Here is a 23832-nt window from a genome sequence, read left to right as displayed (position 1 = left end):
GAACACGATGAAAAAACAATTTTCGATGATTTTGGCAGCCCTGATGGTCCTCTCGTTCCCCCTGGTCGCCTCTGCCATGGACCACAAGGGGCACGAAGGGCATGATCACGGCAAAATGGAAGCGACCGAGCCCATGGGGCACGAAGGGCACGATCACGGCGAAATGGAGCATGACTCAATGGCCATGAAGGGTGACATGATTCCCGTCGGAACCGATACGGTCGACGGGGTCGCCGCCAAGGGGATGCTCAAAGACATCAGCGCCGCCATGGCCAGGATGGGCATGGCGATGACGCATCATTTCATGGTTTTTTTGACCGATGACGCCAGCGGAGACGCCCTCGCTGAAGGCCTGGTGGCGATCAAGGTGACCGGTCCCGACGGAACCACCACCGGGCCCACCAAGCTCATGGGGATGGGGGCAGGCTTTGGTGCCGACCTTGCCCTGAAAGAGGCCGGGGAGTACAACATCGTCGTCGGGACGAAAATGGCCGACGGCAAAAAACGCCAGTTCAGCTTCTCCTATCAAAAGGCCCAATAAACAGACCTTCCGATTACCACAAGCTGAACATGTTGTAGAGAAAGGCCGCGGATAACGCGGCTTTTCTTTTTCAGACCTTCAGCGTTTTCGGGGCCCTTTTCGCTGCCTTCCGTTCCGACCGTCAATGTAGGGTTGCCCCTTCCGAAAAGGGGATCTCCTTTTGCGGAAATGCGAAAATAGAATAATGTTATGCAAAAACGCAAAATGTCTTTCATACAGGAGCCTGTGGGGTGTAAGTGTCTGAATATAGGAAGCTAAGGGGCTGGAGGCCGTTCCACGGATCGAATATAGTTCCACTTCGGGTAGTCGCCTCCGCTCAGTTCTTGCAAATCCGCAAAAAGAAGCTTTTTCATGGGGCCTCGTCCTGGCAACCTCCAGCCGCTCTAAGTCCCCAATAAAACGTCACAAAAAATAAAACGATAAAAAATAAAACATTGGTATGAATGTTGCCACTTTGACGGATAGATTCTGCTTCGTAGAGGAGCGGGGCTACATGATCCTTTTGCACGGGAGGAGAAGGACGATGAAAGTCAAAGTTAACGGCACTCTCATGGCCTTTGATGATTTCGGGTCCGGCCCGGCGGTGATGATGCTGCATGATTTCCCGTTCAATCGGGACATGTGGCGCTGGCAGGCCAAGACCCTTGCCAATGCGGGATACCGGGTGATCGTGCCCGATCTGCCGGGTTTCGGGGAGAGCGGCGCTCCACTCGGCCCGTACACTTTGTCCTCCATGGTCGACGACCTGGTCGGTCTGCTGAAATACCTCGGTATTGGACGGTCGGTCTTCCTCGGCCTGGGGATGGGGGGACACCTGGTCTTCGATCTCCTGAAACGGCATCCGCGAAAAGTGGCTGCTGCCGGGTTCATCGCCACCACGCCCCATGCGGCCTCACAGGAGGAAAGACTCCTCAGGGACGGCCAGTTGGAACTCCTTCGCCAGGAGGGTCCCAAGGCGCTGATCGAGGACATATGGCAGAAGATCGACCGGCAGAATGGCCGGGCCGGAAGCTCGTCCGCGCTTCTGAGTCTTCGAGCCTCCATGGAGGCGGCCGACCCCGTCGGGTTGAGCAGTGCCCTGATCGCGCTGCGCGACCGAAGGGACTTCGCTGATTATGCCGGAAGATTGTTGCTGCCCACCCTCGTTGTCGGAAGGGATGCGGATCAGGCGGGCTTGCGTGATAAAAACCGTCTTCTCAAATCGGTCCCGCCGAAGTGCGAAAAACATTTCTTTTCGGAATCGGGGCAATTTGTTCACCTTGAAAACCCATCGGAATTTCATTCTGTTCTGGTCGGGTTTCTCGACAGTCTCGGAAACTGCCGGCAGCGCCCGGAAGTCCTCTCCAAAGTGGCCTGATTTCAAGGTTCGGACAAAAAGAAGGCCCGTCTTTTTCAAGGCGGGCCTTCTTTTTGTCCAGGATCGATTGAAGCGCACCGGTCCGGCAGGGACTGCCGGATCCGGGGCGGCCGGTCTTTGTAAGAGAGAGTTTTTGGGCTATGCTTCCCCCATGAAAAGGTGCAGCGAAAAAGTACACCCGGCGCCCTGCGGTCAGCTCCTTGTCCTTCGCGCATTCACCCTGAGTCTATGGGTCGGGACCGTCCTCTGGCTTTCTCTGACGTCCGACCCTTTTACGGTCCCCTCGATCCTTTCCTGGGATAAACTCCAGCATGCAAGCGCTTACGCCCTTATGGCCCTCCTGGCCGGAAGGCTGTTCGCCCTGTTCTCCTCCTCGCCGGCAAGGGCCTGGGCCGGCGCCGCCGTCTTTGCGGTACTCTTTGGCGCCGTAGCGGAAATGTTGCAGGGTGTCTTGTCCGCCCGACGACATGCCGACGGATGGGACATCGTGGCCAATAGCGTCGGCGCGGTGATCTGTTCGATCCTTGCTGTCGGTTTTATTCAGTGGCGCCGAAGAAAATGACCTTGATCACTTGGCCTCTTTCTTGGTGATTTCGAGCATCTCGACTTCGAAGGTCAGGTCCCGGCCCGCCAGCGGGTGGTTTGCGTCGAGAGTTGCAGTGTCGTCGGTGACGCCTGCGACCATGACCAGGAATTTGGAGCCGTCCTGGCGCGTCACTTCCAGTTGCGCCCCGACCTTGAGTTCCAGGTCTTCCGGAAGGTCCTTCCGGTCGACTTCCTCGATCAGGTTCTCCTCTTTCTGTCCGTAGCCCAGGTCGCTGGGAATGACGACGGTCTTTTTCTCCCCCATGACCATGCCGATGACGCCCCTGTCGAAACCGGCGATGACCTCTTGCCTGCCGATGATGAAATGAAGGGGTGTCCTTCCCTCGGTGCTGTCGAAAACGGTTCCGTCCGCCAGGGTCCCGGTGTAGTTGACCTTGACCGTATCTCCCTCTGCTGCACAGTACATTCGCGGTGTCCTTCCGGTTGAAGTGAAAAAATGCCTCCTTAGATAACCTGCGTCGTGGGAAAAGTCAACTGCGGCCGGCTATTCCCGTTCCCACCCCGAATGGTTGCCATAAACCCGGGCTTCCCACCCGGCACAAAAGGCCCGGTTGCCATGACAGAAGGGTCTGTTAGTGTCAAGTAAAGGGCCGAACCAGGGGGACGGAATGAACTTCCCGGAGGACTGGAGAATCTATGTCGGTATTATCCTTGCCACGGGGGCGTTCGTCTTTCTCAACAACTTCGCAAAAAATATCATTTCCATCTTTATCCGGGCGACCGTTCAGGATGAAGAGAAACAGAAAATCATTCAAAAACTCAAAACCCATTACGGTTTTTGGCACCATTGGGAACTGACGGACATCGAGATTCATGACATCGACTTCCCAAGCCATTGTTGTGGCGTACCGGAATTGATCATTACCCCGGTTTTTCTGGATGATCTTGTCGAAGGGCAGGAACGGGAAATAAAAGTCTGCAGAAAATGTCTGCACCACTACGAGGTGGAAGAAAAGGCAGGGTTGAGCGAAGCTCCATAGCGCAGCAGCAGTCGGGTCGGAAGGGGGCGCCTGGGACGAAGCTGACACATCCCGCAGTGCCGGTAAAACGTCCGATTGTTCTGTGGCCCGGCCCTCCGGCCCGAATCCGTTTCGTTTCCTCCGCACTCCCCCCGAATTGTCGCGAGGCTCCGGCAAGGGCCGTCCGGTTCACCGGGAACGTTCGGCAGGACCGGGAGACTGTCCCCGAAGACCATTGTTAAGTCTCTGTATTTTCAAGAATCTTGGTCGAATTGTAAAATACCCTACACAGGGAAACCCATTGGGTGTAAAATTGGCAAGTTGAAAAAAACAAACCGGCGTAGATTAACGCCCGGCCTTTCCTCAAAGGACAGGGCCGTATCGGACCTCGGAATGCCCGAGGTCGGGCAATAAGACGTCCCTTTTACCGGAACGGCTTCCGGTCAGGGAGAACCCCGCCGGCATTGCGGATGGAAACCATATGAATATGAAAAAAAATGCTCTTAAAATCCTGCTGTCACTCTTCGTCCTGCTCCTCGGTCTTGGCGCCGCGGGCGCCTTCGGCTTTTCCGGTACCGGCGACTACGAAGACAACCGGGCCAAGTTGCTCAGCTACATTATTCGCCAGAACCTGCTCATGGGTCACTACAGCCACAAGGCGATGGACGACGAGCTTTCCCGGGGCGCTTTTGATCTTTACCTGAAGCAGCTCGATTTCCAGAAGCGTTTCCTTCTCCAGGACGATGTCGCGAAGCTCAAAGGCTACTCAGAGAGTATCGACGACGAACTCAATCGCGCCCAGATTGAACTCCCCAATGTCGCCGCTCTCATCATGAAGGCCAGGATCCCGAAGGTCCAGGCCATGACAAGCGAACTCCTCGACCGGGGATTCAAGTTCGACATCAAGGAGACCCTGGAAACCGACCCCGAGAAACTTTAATTCTGCCGGACCGATGCGGAACTCAAGGAGCGCTGGCGGAAGATCCTCAAATACCAGGTCATGAACCGTTATCTGAATTTGCTCGAAGACGAGCAGCAGGAATCCGAAGTCACCGACGGCGCTGACGATGCAGAGGTGGAAGAATCCCCCGAGGCCCTTCGCATCAAGGCCCGGGAGAAAGTCCGGAAAAGCTTCGAGGACTTTTTCTCACGCCTGCAGAAGGACGAGGGAAAGGACCACGTCGATCGTTACTTCGACGCCGTGGCCAGGGCTTTCGACCCCCACACCAACTACCTCCCTCCGCGGCAGAAAGAGGATTTCGACATCAGCATGAGGGGGTCCCTGGAAGGGATCGGCGCCACCCTTCGGGAGGAGGACGGCTATATCAAGGTCGTGAGCATCATCCCCGGCAGCGCCGCCTCGCGCCAGGGGCAACTCCATGCCGAGGACATCATCGTCATGGTCGCCCAGGGGCAGGAGGAGCCCGTTGACATCACCGACACCCGGCTAAGGGATGCCGTGAGTCTCATCCGGGGGAAAAAAGGAACCGAAGTCAGGCTGACCGTCAAGCATCCCGACGGCACCCGGGCCGTTATTGCCATTGTCAGGGACGTCGTTCAAATCGAGGAAACCTTCGCCAAGGGCCTCACCATCGAAGACGAAGAGACCGGCGAGCGGGTCGGCTATATCAAAATCCCGACCTTCTACCGGGACTTCAGCGGGACCCAGAACGGCGGGACGGGACGCAATGTCACGGACGACGTCCAGGCCGAGTTGAAAAAGATGATGGGAGAGGGAATCGAAGGGCTCATCCTCGACCTGAGAAATAACGGCGGGGGGGCCCTGACCGACGCGGTGTCCATTACCGGACTCTTCATCAAGTCCGGCCCCGTGGTCCAGGTAAAACAGAGCGACGGGAAGATCAAGGTCCTCAAGGACCGCGATCCGACGATCGTCTACGACGGACCCCTCGTCGTCCTTGTCAACAAGTTCAGCGCCTCGGCCTCCGAGATTCTTGCCGGCGCCCTGCAGGATTACGGGCGGGCCGTGGTCATCGGCGGCGAGCACACCCACGGCAAGGGCACCGTCCAGTCCATGATCGACCTGAACCGGAGCGTCCCTTTTCCCAACATGGTCAAGTACAAGCCTCTCGGCGCGATGAAGGTCACCATCCAGAAATTCTACCGGGTCAGCGGGGAGTCGACCCAATACCGGGGCATCGTTCCCGACATCGTGCTGCCCGACACCATGCAGCACGTCAAGAGCGGGGAAAAGTTTCTCGATTTCTCCCTTCCCTGGGATACGGTCGATCCGACCGAATATACCCCGTGGCAGCTGCCGGCTCAGGCCCTCTCAGCGGTCAAGGCGCGCAGCATTGAAAGGGTGAAGGAAAGCGAAGACTTCGTCACTATCGCCAAGGAGGCCGAGGAGGCCAAGGCCCGGCGCGAGAAGACCCTGCAGCCCCTTCAGTTCGAAGAGGTGAAGAAGGAGAGGGAGGAAGTCAAGGCCAAGAGGGCCAAGAAAAATCCCGGCATGCACGGACATGGCGCCGACGAGGGGGACGAAAAGAAGAACGCGGAGCTGAGCGAGCAGGAAAAGCGCGATCAGTGGCTTGCTGATATCCAGGAAGACCCCTACGCCCAGGAAGCCATCTCCGTCCTTGACGACCTCGACAACCTCCTCTCGTCAAAACCCCTGGTAAAAGAGGGGGTTCCCGAGGAGCACAGGGCCGTGGTCAACTAGGTTCCTCTTTCCGGTTCGACGGGGCCGGGCAATGCGCATCAAAAAGGAAAGGCAGCCTCGGGGCTGCCTTTCTTCGTTCAGTCGGTGACCTCCACGATCGCCTCGTAGGCGATGTCCAGGAGGCGCTGGAGGTCCTCCTCGGGGATCGTGAGGGGAGGCATGAAGTAGACGACGTTGCCCAGGGGCCGCAGCAACGCCCCTTTTTTCAGGGCGGCCTGGAAAGCCTGGTAGCCCCGCCGTTCCTGCCAGGGGTAGGGGGTCTTGCCCTTTTTTTCCTGAACCATCTCGACCGCGGCCACCATGCCGCAGCGTCGGACCTCTCCGGCATGGGGCAGGGCCTCGAACCGCTCCCGGTTCGCCTCCAGCAAGTCCATCTTCGGTGTTAATCCCTCCAGAATGTTCTCTTCGTCGAAGATGTTTAGCACCTCCACCGCGACCGCGCAGGCCAGGGGGTTGCCCGAATAGGAATGGGAGTGGATAAACGCCTTCAGGCTCTGGTAGTCGTCGTAGAAGACCTGGTAGATCTCATCGGTGGTGAGAACCGCTGCGAGGGGCATGTACCCCCCGGTGATGCCCTTGGACAGGCACATGATGTCCGGGGCCACCGCGGCGTGTTCGTTGGCGAACATTTTGCCGGTGCGGCCGAATCCGACGGCGATTTCGTCGGCGATGTAATGGACCCCGTAGCGGTCGCACAGGGCCCGAAGCTTGCGCAGGTAGACGGGCGGGAAGATGCGCATTCCCGCCGCGCCCTGGATCAGGGGCTCGATGATGATTCCGGCGATGCGGCCGTGTTCGGCGGCCACAAGACTCTCCATGGCGTCGAAGCATTGGGCGTCGCAACTCTCCCGGCTCTGGCCGTGGGGGCAGCGGAAGCAGTCGGGTCCCTGCACCTGGAACCCCTCCAGGAGCAATGGACGGTACACCTCCCGGTACAGGTCGCACCCGCCGACCGAGAGGGCGCCCACTGTCTCGCCGTGGTAAGCCTCGGTAATAGAGAGAAAGCGTGTTTTCCCGGGTTCGCCCGCCTGTTGCCAGTACTGAAAGCTCATCTTCAGGGCTGCCTCGACTGCGGCGGAACCGTTGTCGGTATAGAAAACTTTCTCCAGCTTTGCGGGTGCCTTCGCGCAGAGCCTGGCGGCCAGTTAAACCCCGGGTTCGTGGGTGAACCCGGCAAAGATGTGGTGGGCGACGCGGGAGGCTTGCTTCTGGAGGGCGCGGTTGAGCCGGGGGTGACTGTGGCCGAAGACGTTCACCCACCACGAACTCACCCCGTCGATGTACCGGTTGCCCTCGGTGTCGATGAGGTAGACGCCCTCTCCCCTGTCGATGGGGATGGGAGGAAGAGATTCATGGTCCTTTTCCTGGGTGCACGGATGCCAGACGTGACGGCGGTCCAGATCGATGATCTCCTTGGTGTCCATGGGCTTCTCCAGGGGAAGGGTTCAGAACCGGTCTCGATCGACTCTCAGTGACCGGCCAGATCGGTCGGCAGGCCGAGGCCTTTGAGCAGCCAGAAGAGGGAGGGGAGGGCGGCGATATGTTTCGCCAGTGCTTCGGCCATCTCCCGTTTCTCCCCGGCGACCCGGGGGAGGACCCCGAGGAGGTCGGCGGAAGCCAGGGCGGCCAGGGCATGAGGGGCGGATTGCTCCGCTTCGTCGGGGCTGTTCGGCATGCCGTTGATGATCATCCCGGCGAGCGGCAGTTCCATGGTGCGGGCCGCAAAGACGGTCAGCAGGGTGTGGTTGATCGTTCCCAGGCCGGGCCGGGCCACGACCAGGAGGGGCAGGCCCAGGTTCCGGGCCAGGTCGGCCATCAGGACCCCGCCGGCGATCGGTACCATGAGTCCGCCGGCTCCTTCGACGATGACGAAATCGTGCCTCCCGGCGAGCGCTTCAAAACGATCCTGCAGAAGGGAGAGGTCGATGGCCGCCCCTTCCCGGGATGCCGCCTCCGAAGGGGCCAGGGGCAGGCGCAGGCGGCAGGGACAGATGGAGTCCGGGGCGTCCCCGCTCTTTGCGGCCCACTGAAGAAGGGTGGCATCCTCTCCGAGGCCGGCCGGTTCGTCCACTCCTGTCTCCACCGGTTTCATCACTCCCACATCGATGCCGAAACCGCGGAGGAAGAGGGCGAGGGCGGCGCTCACGAGGGTCTTTCCGACCCCGGTGTCGGTCCCCGTCACGAAAATACCTTTTTGTGAAAAATCAGTCGGCATCGATTTTCAACTCCCCGTCCTGAAACATCTGAAGGTCGGCCCCGAGATTGCGGCCGCCGGTCGTGAGGTAGTCGCCGACCATCGCTCCGTCGGCCCCGGCGAGAAAGATCCAGGACTGGAAGTCCCGCAGGTTTCTCTCCCTTCCGCCGCAGACGGTGATTTTCCGATCCGGCAACATGTGGCGGAACATGGCGATGATCCGCAGGCAGTCCATGGGGCTCAAAAGTTCTGCCTCTTCAAGGGGCGTGCCCTGGACGGGGTTGAGGAAATTGAGAGGGACCGAGTCGACGTCCAGTTCGCGAATGGTTTCGGCCAGCTCCACTCGCTGCTCCAGGGATTCTCCGAGACCGAAAATGCCCCCGCAGCAGACCTTCATCCCGGCACTCTTTGCGAGGCGCACGGTCAGGACGTCTTCCTCGTAGCCGTGAGTGGAGCAGATCGAGGGGAAGAAGGAACGGGCCGTCTCCAGGTTGTGGTGGTAGGTCGCGCACCCGGCCTCGGCCAATGCGCCGGCGGTCTCTTTGGTCAGGATTCCCAGGCTGGCCGAGGGTTCCAGGGTGGTGGTGGCCCGGATTTGCCTGATCGCCGAGAGGAGTCCCTCCAGTTCCCGACCGGGGGCGATACCGGTGCCGCTGGTGACGATGCCGTAGCAGGTGGCCCCGGAGGCCTCGGCCCGGCGGGCTTCCGCCACAATATCCTTCGCCGTCTTGAGGGGGAAGACCGGGGCGTCGGTGCGGTGGTGGGACGATTGGGCGCAAAACGAGCAGTCCTCCGCGCAGCGTCCCGATTTGGCATTGATAATGGAACAGAGACGGATGCGGTCGGCGGAGTGATTCTCGCGGAGCTGCTGGGCCCCTGCAAGGATCCACCCCAGATCGGCGCCCCGGGCCCGAAGGATCGACAGCGCTTCAGACCGGCTCGGGAGGAGCCCCTCTGCGACCTTTTGAAAAATGTCCCGATATGACCCTTGCATTGATTGACCCTTGTTTGGAAAATGGATGTGGGGGTTGATTATAGAGAGTCGGCGCCGATTGTCAACCCCTGGTCGGGGCCGGGTTGACAATCCCCCTCTTTCCGGAATACCACTTCTGGATGAATAATTTCCATATCGTATTGACAATCGCCTCTCGCAGTGGTAGAACATCATTTCATTTTGAGGAGGGGCGTCACCCATGGTAAAAAAACTGATCGGGAAAAAGCTGAAGGCCACGCGGCTCAAAAATGACATGACCATCCAGGAACTGACGGAAAGCTCCAAGGTCTCGTCGAATATGATCTCGCGAATAGAACGGGGTCTGACCATTCCCTCGGTCGAGATTCTGATGAAACTCGCCGAGGCCTTCGGCATGAGCATCAACTACTTCGTCCAGGAGGCCGAAAAGGGCTCGACGGTCGTCCACACCCGCAAGGGGCATGGCGAGCCGATCTTCTTTTTCGAGGACAAGCACCAGATCACCAGCCTAACTCAAGGTCTGCGGGACCCGAACTTCGCCGTTTTCTACGACACCCTGGAGAGGGACTGCACGAGTGGCGAGGGGGGCATGGTCCACAACGGCGAGGAATTCGCTCTCGTCCTCAGGGGCAGCATGGAATTCGTCATCGAGGGGGAGCGCTACCAGGTCGAAGAGGGGGACTCCATCACTTTCAAAGCGTCCCAGCCTCACAGTTGGCGTAATCGCCACGATGGGCAGACCGTCGTTTTGTGGGTCGTCTCCCCGGCCCCCGAAGTGTCCCACTGAAAAGGGCCCGACGGGCGCCGAAGGGTGAAAGGCCGGTTTCGCGCAGGTCGCCAATTCCAATGGATTACCGGAGAAGGTCATGAAAATAAAGAAAATCGTCGGGAAAAAACTGAAGGACATCCGCCTCAAGAACGACATGACCATCCAAGAACTCGCGGAGAAGTCCAAGGTCTCTTAGAACATGATATCCCGCATCGAGCGGGGATTGACCATCCCTTCGGTCGAAATCCTCATGAAGCTTGCCGGCGTTTTCAACAAGAGCATTAATTACTTCGTGGAGGAAGTCACCACCACCCATGAGGTCGTCTTTACCTCTCCGGGCCATCGCGACAAAACCGTCTATGACGACGAACACAACATGCATACGGAATCGTTCACTTCGGGCCTGCGCGATCCCCAGTTCATGTCCTTTTTCTGCACCGTGCAGAAGGGGGGCACCAGCGGGGTCCAGAACATGTATCATCCCGGAGACGAACTCATCTACGTCCTGGAAGGGCAACTCCGGGTGAATATCGCCGGCGAAACACAGATCCTCAACCCTGGCGACAGCCTGTGCTTCAAGTCCCACCTGCCTCATCGCTGGGACAACGTCGGTGAAGAGGACGCCAAGGTGATCTGGACCCTGTCCCCGTTCACCACCATCTGAGGCCCTTCGGCCCCTTTCCGAAACCGCATCCTCCCCTTTCGAGCCCCCTTCCGACCACGGCATGCCGGTAAAGTCTTCGGTGCGCTTTCTTTGTGACCTCTTGCATTGATTCCGTTTTTCCGTCACCATGGGGACTCTTCGACCCGAAGCGGGGTCTATCCCGACGACCGAAAGGCAGAAACAGAATGAGCATATGGAATAAGATTTTCGGCAAGAGCGATCCCCTGTCCGCCGGGCGGAGGGCACTCCAGCAAAGACGCTGGGCCGACGCCCTTTGCCATGGTGAGAGTATCGACCGGGACACCCTGGCCCCGGAACTTCTTGAGGGGCTCGACAATCTGCTGATCGAGGCTCGCGACGGCCTGGCCGAGCTGAACCTCTCCGAAGGGCAGGCCTGTCTCCGGGCCGGCAATGCGGACCGGGCCGGCGACCATTTCTCCCTGGCCGCCGGGCAGGCCGTCTCTCCGGAACTCAAGGAGAGGGTGGCCGAGTCTCTCGCCGAGCTTGAAAAGGGGATCCCTGAGGCCCCTCTCGCCAAGAAGACGAACGGCGGCAGTTGCGGCACCGGATGCGGTTCAACCTGCTCCCCGGGGGGCGATGACGGCGAGGGAGACGGGGATGCGCCCGAAGACGGCTTGGATGCTGAAACCCGCCTGGAGCTCGTTCTCGCAACTTATCCCCCTGAACTCGCCGATCGCTACCGAAGCAGCGGGGCGGCCCTGAGGGAGGTGTTGCTGCTGGTGCACCAGGGGGCCGAAGACGAAGCCCTGGCCGCCCTCGAAAGGGTCCCTTCCGGGGAACGGTCGGATCTTTTTCATTTCGAACAGGGCGCCCTTCTTGCCAGGCTCGGGAAATCGAAGCAGGGGGTAAAGGCGCTGGAAACCGCCCTCTCGCTCAACCCCTCAAACTTGCTGGCCTTCGAAGCTCTTGTCGGGCTGTTAAGCGCGGCGGGGCAGTTTCGCCTGGTCGAGCAGCGCCTCGAAAAGGCCCTCGCCGACGGGATCGAGCCGGGGTTCTGCCATGCCCGACTGGCTGCCATCCGCAGTCGTAAGGGGGATCTGGACGGCGCCCTGGCGCACGGGCAAAAGGCTCTCCAGTCCGGACATGTCGAGTCGGAGACCGTTTTCCTGACCGCAACCCTTCTGGAGAGACGGGGAGACCTGGACGGGGCCGAAGAGCTGTTGCAGCGCCTCGGCGGAGGAGGGTGCGGCGGCGGAGGAGGAAATCCGCTCCTCGGCGAGTTCTGGCTGCGCCACAACAAGAACCTGGACCAGGCCCTCGAGAGTTTCAAGGGCGCGCTGCGCCAGGAACCCGACAATCCCCGCTGGACCATGAGGATCGGCCAGGCCTACATCGGCCGGGGATGGGTGAAGGAGGGAGTCCCTCTTCTGCAAAAAGCCCTCTCCAGTTCCGACCTGCCCCCGGAGCTGGGTGAGGAGGGCAAGGCCCTCCTGGCCACCTGCGGCAAGGGGAAATGAAGCGGAAGTATTTGATAATTCTCGCTATATCTATTGACAGGGATTTTGCCGCAAAGTATATTTGACTTATCAGACGTGCCGGTCGACATCAGGACGGGCCCAGCCCCGATGCAGGACTCTCGGGGCGCCGGTTCCAAAAAGACTCTTTCCTGGCGCGGGGCGATCGGCAGCAGACAGTTGTTTTCTTCCCGGGAGGCGATATGAACAAGTCGGAACTGGTGGAAGCACTGGCTAACGAGAAGAACCTGACTTACAAGAAGTCAGAGGAAATCGTCAGCATCATTTTCGACGCGATGTCCGAGGAGCTGTCTGTTGGCGGACGCATAGAGATCAGGGGCTTCGGAAGCTTCGTCGTCAAAGACTACAAGGCCTACATGGGGCGCAACCCCAAGACCGGTGAGGTCATCGAGGTCCGTCCCAAAAAACTTCCCTTCTTCAAGGTCGGCAAGGAGCTGCGGGAGAGGGTCAATAAATAGTATGAGCAGACAGTCCGGCGACCGTTTTGAAACCTTCCGGGGCAGCGCCCTGTTGCGCAATCTGGACGAGGGGGAAATCGAAGCCCTCGATGCCATCTGCAGCGAAAAACGGATCGATGAGGGGGCCACCGTCTTCGTCGAGAACATGCCCGGCGAATCCCTCTACATGGTCCGGGAGGGGACCATCAAGGTCTCCAAGATGCTCGCCGAGGGGGAGGAGAGGATTATCATCATCCTCGGCCCGGAGGACGTCTTCGGCGAAATGGCCCTTCTCGACGGCGGCGCCCGCACCGCGACCGCCCGGGTCATCGAGGCGGCCAGCCTGCTCGTTCTGAAGAAAGAAGATTTCGACGCCCTCTGCGAGCGCAACCCCGCTCTCGGCATCAAGCTGATGCGCAACATCGTTCAGGCCCTCAGCCAGCGCATTCGGGAGAATGCCCAGGAATACCGGCACATGCTCCTTCTCGCCCTCGGCGAGGAGGCCTGACCTCCTAAGCCCCACCCTCAGCGTTCCGAATTTTCGCGCCCTATCCCTCCGTACCATCCGGCCCTCTCTCCGGTGCATGCCCCAGCCTCATTCCCCCCGTGGAACGCCCCTCCTTTTTCATTGAAGAAAAGGTGCTGTTTCGATATAGTCACTTCCGTTTTTCAACCGACGTTGTTGGAATCAAGGGGAGTGACTGATGGTCGATATTCTTCTGAACCAGAAACTGATTTTCGGCCTGATGGGCGGCCTCGGCCTCTTTCTNTTCGGCATGAAGATCATGTCCGAGGGTCTGCAGAAGGTGGCCGGAGACAGGATGCGCAAGATCCTTGGGGCCCTCACCGCCAATCGCGTCGTCGGCACCCTCGTCGGCCTCGCGGTCACCGCCATCATCCAGTCCTCCTCCGCCACCACCGTCATGGTCGTCGGCTTCGTCAACGCCGGCCTCATGTCCCTCGTCCAGTCCATCGGGGTCATTCTCGGGGCCAATGTCGGCACGACGGTCACCGCCCAGCTCATCGCCTTCAAAATCACCAAGTTCGCTCTCCCCGCCATCGGCATCGGCGCCGGGTTGAAGCTGTTCGGGCGCGACCGCAAGTGGGTCTACACCGGGGAGATCATTCTCGGGTTCGGCATCCTCTTCTTCGGCCTCTCCACCATGAAGCACGCCTTCGACCCGGTGAAGACCAGCGAGGAGTTCCGCCAGATCTTCACCATGGTCGGCGACAACCATTTGATCGCCGTTCTGATCGGCGCCCTGCTGACGGTCATTGTCCAGAGCAGCAGCGCCACCATCGGAATCACCCTGGCATTGGCCACGAGCGGCCTGCTCTCTTTCGATGCGAGTGTGGCCCTGATCCTTGGGGAGAACATCGGTACGACCATCACCGCCAACCTGGCGGCCATCGGCACCAACCTGGCGGCGCGGCGGACGGCCTTCGCCCACTTTTTATTCAACGCCCTCGGGGTTTCCTACATGCTCCTGCTTTTCCCCTTCTTCATGGACTTTATATCGTCCATCACCCCCGGGGACGCGGACCTGGTGATCCAGACCCAGGCCCAGGCCGAGGCCCTCGGGGGAAGCATTGGGGACAAGCCTTTTATCGCCCGGCATATCGCCAACACCCACACATTGTTCAACATCGTCAACGTCATCATCTTCCTGCCCCTTGTCGGACTCCTCGCCAAACTCTCCACGGCGCTCATCCGCGGAAAAGACGAGGAGATGGAGTTCCATCTCAAGTTCATCGACAACCGCGTCCTGAATACCCCGCCGATCGCTCTCGGACAGGCTCGGGCGGAGACCAAGAGGATGGGGCAGCTGGCTCTCGAGGTCTTTGACGAGTCCCTCCTGTACCTGGAAAAACCGGACGAAAAACGGATCGCCGTCCTGGAGAAGAAAGAGGAGGCCATCGATCTCCTGCAAAAAGAGATCACCGATTTCCTCGTCGCGCTCTCCCAGAAGTCGATCTCCAAGGAGGCGTCGAAGGAGATCGCCTCCCTGATGCACATGGTCAACGACCTCGAGCGCGTCGGGGATCATTGCGAGAATCTCTGGTCCCTCGGTCAGCGCAAAAGAAACCAGAAAATCGTTTTTTCCGATATCGCCGTCGGCGAGATCGGCGAGATCGCGGAACAGACCCGCAAATTCCTCGCCTTCGTCCTTTCCGGACTGGAGCGGGGGGACAAGACAATCCTCGAAAAGGCCCACCACATGGAAGACACGGTGGACAGCATGGAGGAGACCCTCCGCAACAACCATATTTCGCGCCTCAATACGGGCGAGTGCGCGGTCCTGCCTGGTCTCATCTTCATCGACATGCTTCACAACTTCGAAAAAATCGGCGACCACGTCTATAACGTGGCCCAGGCGGTGGTCGGAGACAAATAGGTGCTCGCCGCGATCGACGTCGGAACCAACACCGTGCGCCTTCTCCTGGGGCGCGTGACGAGCGACGGCCTGGTCCCGGTGGAGCATCATCGGGTCATCACCCGGCTCGGAGGAGGCTACTCTCCAGAGGGGAACCTCTCCAGGGAGGCCCTCGATCGTACCCTTCAGGCCCTGGCCGCCTTTGCCGGAAGGGCGAACCGGGCCGGCGTGCGGTGGACGAGGGCCGTCGGAACCGAGGCCCTGCGCCAGGCTCCGAACGGTCCTGCTTTTTGCCGACGGGTGAAGGCTGAGACCGGCCTGTCCCTCGAGATCGTCGACGGGGCCGAGGAGGCCAGGCTCTGCGCCCGCGGCATCCTCGCCGGGCTCTCCCCGAAGCCCGTCCGCTGCATTCTGTTCGACGTCGGCGGGGGCAGCACCGAGATCATGCTCCGGTCCGGCGGAGAACTGGCCTATCGGCGCAGTTACCACGTCGGGGCCGTCCAACTGACCGAGTCCTTTCCCGGCGATTCTGAGCAGCGCATTCACATCGCCGCTGTCCTCCGGCGCATCGGGGCCGACCTGGAACGGGCGGGGTGGGGGGCCGGCGCCCTCGACGGCTTCGCCCTGGTCGGCACCGCCGGCACCGTCACCACCCTCGCGGCGCTCGACCTGGGACTGGCTGAATACGACTGGCGCCGGGTCAACAACCACTTCCTTATCACCTCCGGAATTCGCGACACCCTGGGCCTCCTGGAGGGGCTGCCTCCCGAAGGGCGGGAAGCCCTTGCCGGCATGGAACGGGGAAGGGGGGACCTGATCGTTCCCGGGACGCGCCTGGTGCTCGGGCTGATGGAACTCTTCGGCCGGGAGCGCCTGACGGTGAGCGACTTCGGCCTCTTGGAAGGGATTCTCCTCACCGGCCCGGGGAAAGAGGCCTCTTTCCCCGGGCGAAGCGATTGACAATAATCCGCCCGGTGAGCTATATTCACAGCTCGTATTTCGCCTCTCTGATGAGTACCTTAGAACACTTCTCTTGACCTATTGGGATGTAGCATGAACAAAGCGATTCTCTCTGGAAACGAGGCCATCGCACGGGGGGCCTTCGAGGCCGGGGTGCGGCTCGCCTCGGCTTACCCGGGGACCCCGAGCACCGAAATCCTCGAAAACATTACCCGTTACCCTGAAATCTACTCCTCCTGGGCGCCCAACGAGAAAGTCGCCCTCGAGGTCGCCATCGGCGCCTCCTTCGGCGGGGCCCGCGCCCTGGCGGCCATGAAGCACGTCGGACTCAACGTCGCCGCCGACCCCCTCTTCACCCTCTCCTACATCGGGGTGCGGGGCGGACTCGTCCTCGTCGTCGCCGACGACCCGGAGATGCACTCCTCCCAGGACGAGCAGGACAGCCGCCACTACGCCCGCTTCTCCAAGGTGCCGATGCTCGAGCCGGCCGACAGCGAAGAGGCCCGCGCCTTCACCCGCCTCGCCTTCGAGATCAGCGAGAAGTTCGACACCCCGGTCCTGCTCCGCTCCAACACCCGCATCTCCCACGGCAAGTCGATCGTCTCCCTGGAGGAGCCGGTCACCGGCCTGCCCGAGCCGTGCCTGGAGCGCAATCCCGAGAAGCTCGTCATGCTCCCGGGCAACGCCCGCAAGCGCCACCCCCTCGTGGAGCAGCGCATCGTCGACCTGGAGGAGTGGGCCTGCACCCAGCCCTTCAACCGGATCGATGAGGGGACCTCCGACGTCGGCGTGATCACCTCGGGAATCTCCTATCAGTATGCCCGGGAGATCCTGCCCGAGGCTTCCGTCCTCAAGCTCGGGATGGTCTATCCCCTGCCGAAGAACCTGATCCGCTCCTTCGCGAAGCGTTTCAAGACTCTCTACGTCATCGAGGAACTCGACCCCTTCATCGAGGAGCAGGTCAAGGCGATGGGGATCGCCGTTCAGGGCAAAGAGATCTTCCCGATCTGCGGCGAACTGACCCCCGGCCGGGTCAAGACCGCTTTGACCGGCGAGGAGGCCCCCGTCGCCCATCCCGTCGAGGAGGCCCTGCCCGCAAGGCCCCCCGCCATGTGCCCGGGGTGTTCCCACCGCGGTCTCTTTCACATCCTCAAGAGGCTCGGCGCCTTCGTCACCGGGGACATCGGCTGCTACACCCTCGCCGCGCTGCCGCCGCTCTCGGCGATGGACTCCTGCGTCTGCATGGGGGCCGGCATCAGCAACGCCTCCGGCCTGAACCGGGTCGTGCCCGCCGCCGAGAAGTCGAAGGTTGTCGGCGTCATGGGCGATTCCACCTTTTTGCACACCGGGGTCAACAGCCTGATGGACATGGTTTACAACCGTGTCCCGGCGACGATCGTCATCCTCGACAACAGCGCCACGGCGATGACCGGCCGCCAGGACAACCCCGCCACCGGTTACACCCTCGACGGCGGAGAGACAACTACCGTCGACATCGAGACCCTCTGCCGCGCCCTCGGCGTCAAGGACCTCCAGGTCGTTGACCCCTACGACCTTCCGGCGACCCGCGAAGCGCTCGAAGGGGCCATGGGCAGGGACGAGCCCTCGGTCGTCATCACCCGGCGCATCTGCATGCTCGAGCGCCGCGGCGGCGCTGAAAGGCGTCCGCCCCTGATCGTCGACCCGGAGAAGTGCACCGGCTGCAAAGCCTGCCTGAAGATCGGATGCCCCGCCATCGAATGGACCTCCGAGGAGGGGGGCAAGGGCAAGGCCGTGGTCAACAAACTGCTGTGCGTCGGGTGCGGGGTCTGCGAACAGGTCTGCACTTTCGACGCTTTCGGAGTTTCCCATGACGAATAGCGTGAAAAACATCCTTCTGGCAGGAGTCGGCGGACAGGGAACCCTGCTCGCCAGCGAGGTCCTCTCCGAGGCCCTGATGCTCGCCGGCCACGACGTGAAGAAGAGCGAGATCCACGGCATGAGCCAGCGCGGCGGCAGCGTCACCTCCCACGTGCGCTTCGGCCCCAAGGTCCTCTCCCCCCTCATTCCCGAGGGAGAGGCGGACATCCTGTTCGGCTTCGAGCTTCTCGAAACCTACCGCAACCTGCCTTCGCTGCGGGCCGGCGGAGACGTCGTGGCCAACGACCTGAAGGTCATCCCGGCGACCGTCTCCATGGGCGTCAGCGCCTACCCCGAAGACATTCCCGCCAAGATCGAGGCCGCGGTCCCCGGGGCGAAGATCGTCAACGGCATGGAACTGGCACGCGAGGCCGGCAACCTGAAGACCGCCAACGTCGCCCTGCTCGGGACCCTCTCCCGCTCTCTCGAGCTCGAGGAGGAGACCTGGGTCGAGGCGCTCAACAAGCTGGTGCCGGCCAAGTTCCTCGAGGTGAATCTCAAGGCCTTCACCCTCGGCAGAAGCGTCTGAGACAGGGCGGTTACCGCCCGCGCGTGATTTTGGGCTCTGGCCCTCGAACCTTTCACCTTTATCCCCGAACCTGGTTTTTGAGGTGCCGCCATGATCTGGAATGACGAATTCGAAACCCTGCCCCGGGAGGCCATCGAGTCCCTGCAGCTGAAGCGTCTTCAGCAGACCGTCGAGCGGGTCTGCGCCACGGTTCCGTTCTACCGGGAGAGTTTCCGCAAGGCCGGGGTCGGCCTCGGCACGGTCAAGACCCTTGAAGACCTTCAGCGCCTGCCTTTCACCCTCAAGCAGGACATGCGGGACAATTACCCCTACGGGCTGTTCGCCGTTCCCCTCGAGCAGATCGTCCGCATCCACGCCTCCTCGGGGACGACCGGCAAGCCGACGGTGGTCGGCTACACCCGCCGCGACATCGACAACTGGGCCGAGCTCATGGCCCGCTCCTTCGTCGCCGCCGGGGCCCACAAGGGCGACGTCATTCACAACGCCTACGGCTACGGGCTCTTCACCGGCGGGCTCGGGGCCCACTACGGGGCCGAGAAGCTCGGCGCCTCGGTCATCCCCATGTCCGGGGGCAACACCCTCAAGCAGCTCATGATCATGCAGGACTTCGGCTCCACGGTCCTCACCTGCACCCCGTCCTACAGCCTTTACCTGGCAGAGGTGGCCGCCGAGCAGGGGATCGACTTCAAGGCCCTCAAGCTCAAGGTCGGCATCTTCGGGGCCGAGCCCTGGACCGAGCAGATGCGCAGCGAGATCGAGTCCAAGCTGAACATCAAGGCGATCGACATCTACGGCCTCTCCGAGATCCTCGGACCCGGCGTCGGCATCGAGTGCGTCGAGGCCCAGAACGGCCTGCACATCTGGGAGGACCACTTCATTCCCGAGATCATCGACCCCGACACCGGCGAGGTCCTCCCGGCGGGCGAAAAGGGCGAACTCGTCATCACCACGATCACCAAGGAGGGGATTCCCCTCATCCGCTACCGCACCCGGGACATCACCCGCATCATCACCGAGCCCTGCGTCTGCGGCCGCACCCACGCCCGGCTGGAGCGCATGAGCGGCCGAAGCGACGACATGCTCATCATCCGCGGGGTCAACGTTTTCCCCTCCCAGATCGAGAGCGTCCTCTTCAACATCGAGGGGATCGAGCCCCACTACCAGCTCATCGTCGACCGGGAAGAGAACCTCGACACCCTCGAAGTCCAGGTCGAGGTGGGGGAGGGGACCTTCTCCGACGAAATCAAGGTGCTTCAGCAGCTCTCGGTGCAGATCCAGGACGAGATCAAGGACCTGCTCGGGGTCACCTGCAAGGCGCGCCTCGTCGAGCCGAAGACCATCGCCCGCAGCGAAGGCAAGGCCAGGCTGGTGATCGACAAGCGCGAGAAAAACTAAAATAAAGGAGGGGGGATCCATGAAAGTCGAGCAGATTTCCATTTTCATCGAAAACAAGTCGGGCCGCCTGGCCGAGGTTTCCCGGGTGCTCGGGGAGGCGGGGGTCAATATCCGCGCCCTGTCCCTGGCCGACACCTCCGATTTCGGCATCCTGCGCCTCATCGTCGACAAGACCGACCAGGCCAAGGCCGCCCTCAAGGAGCACAGCTTCACCGTCAACAAGACCGAGGTGGTGGCCGTCGAGGTTCCGGACCGGCCCCTCGGGCTCTGCGGCATCCTCCGGGTCCTCGACGCGGGACAGGTAAACGTCGAGTACATGTACGCTTTTGTCGAGCGCTGCGGGGAGAACGCGGTCATCATCTTCCGCTTCGACAACCCCGAGGAGGCGATCAAGGTCCTCACCGCCAACGGCATCACCGTCCTCGAAGGGGAGCGGGTCTACCAGATGTAGCCACGATCACCCTTGCCCCAAACCTGCTGCGATATTCGGAACTTAGATGAACAAGTCGAGAAACGTCATTAACTCCGAGGTCGGTCCCATGCGTATCTGGGACCCCGTCAACGAATGCCTCTCCCGGGATGAGCTGGAGATGCTCCAGCTGACCCGGCTGCGCTCCACCCTGGAGCGGGTCTGCCGGGCCGTCCCCTGCTACCAGGAGAAATTCCGGGATCTCGGCATCGAGCACGGCGACGTGAGCACCCTGCAGGACCTGGCCAAGCTCCCCTTCACCACCAAGGAGGATTTGCGCCTGGGCTACCCCTACGGCATGTTCGCCGTCCCCCTGCGGGAGGTCGTGCGCATCCACTCGTCCTCCGGGACGACGGGCAAGCCGACGGTCGTCGGCTACACCCGCGCCGACCTCAACAGCTGGACCGAGCTCGCCGCCCGCTTTATGACCGCCGCCGGGGTCACCGACGAGGACATCGTCCACGTCGCCTTCGGCTACGGCCTCTTCACCGGGGCCTTCGGCCTGCACTACGGGGCCGAGCGCATCGGCGCCTCGGTCATCCCCATGTCGAGCGGCAACACCGACAAGCAGCTGATGATCATGCAGGACTACCGCTCCACCGCCCTCGTCAGCACCCCCTCCTACGCCCTGACCATGGCCGACCGCATGGAAAAGGTCGGCATCGACCCGGCCGGGCTCGCCCTGCGGGTCGGGCTGTTCGGCGCCGAGCCCTGGAGCGAACAGATGCGCCGGGAGATCGAGGAGCGCCTCGGCATCGTCGCCACCGACAACTACGGCCTCTCCGAGGTCATGGGCCCGGGGATCGCCGGCGAGTGCCTGCACCGCCGCGGCATGCACATCTTCGAGGACCAGTTCATCGCCGAGATCATCGACCCGGACAGCGGCGAAGTCCTGCCCCCGGGCTCGGTGGGCGAGCTCGTCCTGACCACCATCAACAAAGAAGCCTTCCCGATGATTCGCTACCGCACCCGGGACATCACCCGGCTGCACTACGAGCCGTGCGACTGCGGTCGCACCCACGTGCGCATGGAGAAGACCATGGGCCGCAGCGACGACATGCTGATCATCAAGGGGGTCAACGTCTTCCCGACCCAGATCGAAGAGGTCCTCTTCCAGGTCGAGGGGTGCGAACCCCACTACCAGCTCGTCGTCGAGCGGGAGGGGAGTTCCGACACCCTCGAGGTCCAGGTGGAGGTCAACGAGCGGATCTTCTTCGACGAGATGAAGAAGCAGCGCGCCTTCGTCGACATGCTCCAGAAGCGGCTGGTGTCGACCCTCGGCGTCGGAGCCAAGGTCAAGCTCGTCGAGCCGTCCTCCATGCCTCGCCACGAGGGCAAGGCCCAGCGGGTGATCGACCGCAGGAATCTTTAGCCCACTCCTAACGGGCGAATCTCATTCAACTTTTCAGTTCGCACAAAGGCGCATGCGAGGGCACTTTTCCCTTGACAACAAAAGGCAAATACACCATAATCCCGATTCGTTGATTGACGGGGCGTAGCGCAGCCTGGTAGCGCACCTGCATGGGGTGCAGGGGGTCGGAGGTTCAAATCCTCTCGCCCCGACCAACGGAGAAAGAGGAAGGTGTTTACGCACCTTCCTCTTTTTTTTTGTCCGAGTTCCAGGCCGAGAAGTCACTTGAAGTTTTTCGCCGCAGTCCTGCTGCTCATTCTTTGCGGATGCTCCGCAGCGCCTTCCTTGCCCCCCGCTCCCGAATCGGGGAAGATCGGTCGCGATTCGCTTTACCGCACGGTCGTCGCTCTCGCCGCCGAAGGCGGGAACCTGGGCCGATTCCGCGCGCTCCAGGGGCGCATCGACGAACTCGGCCTGACCCACCTGGCCCGCACCGAGCCGATCGACTGGTTCAGCCTCCAGAATAACCTGCTGATCGAAGTCCCCGGCACCACTCCCCGGATCGTCTACCTCACCGCCCATTACGACAAGACCGACGCAAATCCCCTCAAGTTCCTCAGCCTCCTTCTCAACGGGGCCCTGGACGAATTCATCTCCTGGTCCTTCCTCTCGCAAGGGGCCATCGACAACGCCACCGGGGTGGCCGTCGCCCTCGAGCTCGCCGCCGCCCTGAGCGAGTCGCCGCCGGGGCCGTTCACCTACCGGATTCTCTTCCCCGGGGCCGAGGAGTCGGGCATGCGCGGCAGCCGCGCCCACGTGGCGCGCCTATCGAAACAGGAGAAAGAGCGCATCCTCATCGCCGTCAACATCGACAGCGTCGGCGTCGCCTTCTCCCCCAACTGCGTCACCACGGGAATCTCCGACGAGGAGCTGGTCGAGCAGGTCGGCACGCTCGCCGACAGCCTCGGGGTCTATCTCGGGCAGGAGCCGTTTTCTCCCGGGCTCTCCTCGGACTACGTCCCCTTCCAGAGCGCGAGCTTCTCCGAAGATTTACTCCTCGGCCTCGAGACCAACCTTGTCGGCGGCCTGCTCCCCCAGAGGAGCTGGTTCACCTCCTCGCACGAGTTGCCGGTGCTCAATTTCAGCGCCTGCAACCTCTTCGACGGCAAAGACTACCTCGCCTACGTCCTTCATGTCCCCTTCGGCCGCCTGCACGGCCCCCGCGACAACCTGCAACAGGTCGATCTCGCCCGCCTCCACGAGCAGTTCAATATCGGTTATTTCCTTCTGCGCAGCTGGGAGGAAGACCCTTCCCTGATCGACTCTTCCCGTTATTAGGTTTTCAGTTTTTTGTTGATGTCGTTCCGAGCCCCGCAGGATCGTTCCGCCGGGGCTGTTCTTGTTTCTCGCAAAGGGGGCCTGCCGCTAGGGGCTACGAACCCGAGGCCAAGGGCGCCTCACGCCCGTTCGCGTTGCTCACTTAAGGCCGCTAAGGTCGCAAAGGGGAGGGCAGAAAGCATTATTTTCTTGGAAAGATGTCTTCATTGTTGGAGAATGCCAATCAATGGAGAATGATATGGGTAAAGAGAATCATATTTCACGACTGGTCATGGATGCGGCGTTTCATGTCCATAGTGCTTTGGGGCCGGGTCTTTTGGAATCGGTCTATGAGAATGTTCTGGCCTATGAACTTGCCAGGAGAGAGATTCGGGTTGAGCGGCAGGTGCCGGTCGCCGTTACCTACGAGGGCAAGACCTTTGATGAGGGATTCCGGGCCGATCTGGTTGTGGCGGATTCTCTGATTGTGGAATTGAAGTCGGTGGAAAAAGTGATTCCCGTTCACAAAAAACAGCTCCTGACCTACCTAAGACTGTCAGGCAAAAAACTCGGCTTGCTTATCAACTTCGGCGAATCGCGCCTGAAGGACGGTATATTTCGCGTGGTCAACGGCCTGTGATATCCTATGCCAGATTTCAAAGGGTTTTCCCCAGGTCTGCCTTCGCGCCCTTTGCGGCCATAAGTGAGCAAAGCTAACGGGCGTGAGACAAGCCTTTCGCCTTGGAATTCTTTCCCCGTTGCGTGAGGACACAATGGCCCACCAGACCGCCCGCGACTCCTACGCCCGCCTCACCGAGCGGCTCAACCGCTTTCCCCAGGGCGCGCCCCCCTCCGAGA

The 23832-nt window shown here is 61.2% G+C and carries 21 protein-coding genes, 1 tRNA gene and 3 pseudogenes; 21 read left to right on the top strand and 4 right to left on the bottom strand.

Annotated elements, in window-relative coordinates; translation table 11 throughout:
* Window positions 1-7 precede the first annotated feature (7 nt).
* The 3 genes from C0617_RS01965 to C0617_RS01955 all read left to right on the top strand — a co-directional run bounded on the left by C0617_RS01965 (window position 8) and on the right by C0617_RS01955 (window position 2460).
* Complete coding sequence (locus C0617_RS01965) at window positions 8-541, top strand: hypothetical protein (RefSeq protein ID WP_291315339.1); 534 nt, start codon at window positions 8-10, stop codon at window positions 539-541.
* Window positions 542-1064: 523 nt separating this feature from the next.
* Window positions 1065-1898, top strand: coding sequence for an alpha/beta hydrolase (locus tag C0617_RS01960; protein WP_291315338.1), 834 nt, complete (start codon window positions 1065-1067; stop codon window positions 1896-1898).
* 151 nt (window positions 1899-2049) lie between these two features.
* Window positions 2050-2460: a VanZ family protein gene (locus tag C0617_RS01955; RefSeq protein ID WP_291315337.1), complete on the top strand. Its 411-nt coding sequence runs from the start codon at window positions 2050-2052 to the stop codon at window positions 2458-2460.
* Between the two features lie 6 nt (window positions 2461-2466).
* On the opposite strand, the gene C0617_RS01950 is transcribed toward C0617_RS01955, so the two are convergent.
* Complete coding sequence (locus C0617_RS01950) at window positions 2467-2910, bottom strand: FKBP-type peptidyl-prolyl cis-trans isomerase (RefSeq protein ID WP_291315336.1); 444 nt, start codon at window positions 2908-2910, stop codon at window positions 2467-2469.
* Window positions 2911-3112: 202 nt separating this feature from the next.
* Between C0617_RS01950 and C0617_RS01945 the strand changes: the two genes are divergently transcribed.
* Both C0617_RS01945 and C0617_RS01940 read left to right on the top strand, forming a co-directional pair.
* Window positions 3113-3484, top strand: coding sequence for a hypothetical protein (locus C0617_RS01945; RefSeq protein WP_291315335.1), 372 nt, complete (start codon window positions 3113-3115; stop codon window positions 3482-3484).
* Between the two features lie 460 nt (window positions 3485-3944).
* Window positions 3945-6146: pseudogene (locus tag C0617_RS01940) on the top strand (carboxy terminal-processing peptidase).
* A gap of 77 nt (window positions 6147-6223) precedes the next feature.
* Here C0617_RS01940 and bioA read toward each other — a convergent pair.
* The 3 genes and pseudogenes from bioA to bioB form a co-directional block, all read right to left on the bottom strand.
* Window positions 6224-7570 (bottom strand): annotated as a pseudogene (bioA, locus tag C0617_RS01935) (adenosylmethionine--8-amino-7-oxononanoate transaminase).
* A gap of 44 nt (window positions 7571-7614) precedes the next feature.
* On the bottom strand, window positions 7615-8361 hold the full coding sequence (bioD, locus tag C0617_RS01930) for a dethiobiotin synthase (protein WP_291315334.1): 747 nt from the start codon (window positions 8359-8361) through the stop codon (window positions 7615-7617).
* The gene (gene bioB / locus C0617_RS01925; RefSeq protein WP_291315333.1) at window positions 8351-9334 is read right to left on the bottom strand and encodes a biotin synthase BioB; all 984 of its coding nucleotides are present in this window, start codon (window positions 9332-9334) and stop codon (window positions 8351-8353) included. The genes bioD and bioB overlap by 11 nt, the downstream gene beginning before the upstream one ends.
* A 199-nt stretch (window positions 9335-9533) precedes the next feature.
* On the opposite strand from bioB, the gene C0617_RS01920 reads away from it, so the two are divergent.
* The 16 genes and pseudogenes from C0617_RS01920 to C0617_RS01850 all read left to right on the top strand — a co-directional run bounded on the left by C0617_RS01920 (window position 9534) and on the right by C0617_RS01850 (window position 23614).
* On the top strand, window positions 9534-10100 hold the full coding sequence (locus C0617_RS01920; protein ID WP_291315332.1) for an XRE family transcriptional regulator: 567 nt from the start codon (window positions 9534-9536) through the stop codon (window positions 10098-10100).
* 181 nt (window positions 10101-10281) lie between these two features.
* Complete coding sequence (locus tag C0617_RS01915; RefSeq protein ID WP_291315331.1) at window positions 10282-10746, top strand: cupin domain-containing protein; 465 nt, start codon at window positions 10282-10284, stop codon at window positions 10744-10746.
* 185 nt (window positions 10747-10931) lie between these two features.
* Window positions 10932-12224, top strand: a complete 1293-nt coding sequence (locus C0617_RS01910) for a tetratricopeptide repeat protein (RefSeq protein ID WP_291315330.1) — start codon at window positions 10932-10934, stop codon at window positions 12222-12224.
* A 200-nt stretch (window positions 12225-12424) separates the two neighbouring features.
* Window positions 12425-12700 (top strand): HU family DNA-binding protein, encoded by a 276-nt coding sequence (locus C0617_RS01905; RefSeq protein ID WP_291315329.1) that lies wholly within the window; start codon window positions 12425-12427, stop codon window positions 12698-12700.
* Between the two features lies 1 nt (window position 12701).
* Window positions 12702-13187 carry a cyclic nucleotide-binding domain-containing protein gene (locus C0617_RS01900; RefSeq protein ID WP_291315328.1) on the top strand — a complete coding sequence of 162 codons (486 nt, stop codon included), beginning with the start codon at window positions 12702-12704 and terminating at the stop codon, window positions 13185-13187.
* Window positions 13188-13383: 196 nt separating this feature from the next.
* Window positions 13384-13448 (top strand): annotated as a pseudogene (locus C0617_RS16960) (hypothetical protein); the annotation flags it as partial.
* 1 nt (window position 13449) lies between these two features.
* Window positions 13450-15075 (top strand): Na/Pi cotransporter family protein (locus C0617_RS01895; RefSeq protein WP_291315327.1); only part of this gene is annotated, 1626 nt, incomplete at its 5' end.
* Window positions 15076-16014 (top strand): hypothetical protein, encoded by a 939-nt coding sequence (locus C0617_RS01890; protein ID WP_291315326.1) that lies wholly within the window; start codon window positions 15076-15078, stop codon window positions 16012-16014.
* Between the two features lie 93 nt (window positions 16015-16107).
* On the top strand, window positions 16108-17874 hold the full coding sequence (iorA, locus tag C0617_RS01885; RefSeq protein ID WP_291315325.1) for an indolepyruvate ferredoxin oxidoreductase subunit alpha: 1767 nt from the start codon (window positions 16108-16110) through the stop codon (window positions 17872-17874).
* Complete coding sequence (locus tag C0617_RS01880; RefSeq protein WP_291315324.1) at window positions 17864-18442, top strand: indolepyruvate oxidoreductase subunit beta; 579 nt, start codon at window positions 17864-17866, stop codon at window positions 18440-18442. The genes iorA and C0617_RS01880 overlap by 11 nt, the downstream gene beginning before the upstream one ends.
* A gap of 90 nt (window positions 18443-18532) precedes the next feature.
* Complete coding sequence (locus C0617_RS01875) at window positions 18533-19837, top strand: phenylacetate--CoA ligase (RefSeq protein WP_291315323.1); 1305 nt, start codon at window positions 18533-18535, stop codon at window positions 19835-19837.
* A gap of 19 nt (window positions 19838-19856) precedes the next feature.
* Complete coding sequence (locus C0617_RS01870; RefSeq protein WP_291315322.1) at window positions 19857-20288, top strand: ACT domain-containing protein; 432 nt, start codon at window positions 19857-19859, stop codon at window positions 20286-20288.
* An 88-nt stretch (window positions 20289-20376) separates the two neighbouring features.
* On the top strand, window positions 20377-21678 hold the full coding sequence (locus C0617_RS01865; protein WP_365888839.1) for a phenylacetate--CoA ligase: 1302 nt from the start codon (window positions 20377-20379) through the stop codon (window positions 21676-21678).
* Window positions 21679-21795: 117 nt separating this feature from the next.
* A tRNA-Pro gene (locus C0617_RS01860) sits at window positions 21796-21872 on the top strand.
* Between the two features lie 70 nt (window positions 21873-21942).
* Window positions 21943-22995 carry a M20/M25/M40 family metallo-hydrolase gene (locus tag C0617_RS01855; RefSeq protein WP_291315320.1) on the top strand — a complete coding sequence of 351 codons (1053 nt, stop codon included), beginning with the start codon at window positions 21943-21945 and terminating at the stop codon, window positions 22993-22995.
* A 238-nt stretch (window positions 22996-23233) separates the two neighbouring features.
* A complete protein-coding gene (locus C0617_RS01850; RefSeq protein WP_291315319.1) occupies window positions 23234-23614 on the top strand; it encodes a GxxExxY protein in 381 nt (126 codons plus the stop codon).
* The last annotated feature ends 218 nt before the right edge of the window (window positions 23615-23832 follow it).

The sequence above is a fragment of the Desulfuromonas sp. genome, assembly GCF_002868845.1.
Taxonomy (GTDB): Bacteria; Desulfobacterota; Desulfuromonadia; order Desulfuromonadales; family BM501; genus BM501.
Note: the sequence above shows the minus strand (reverse complement) of the source record. Positions and strands in the feature narration are given on the sequence as shown.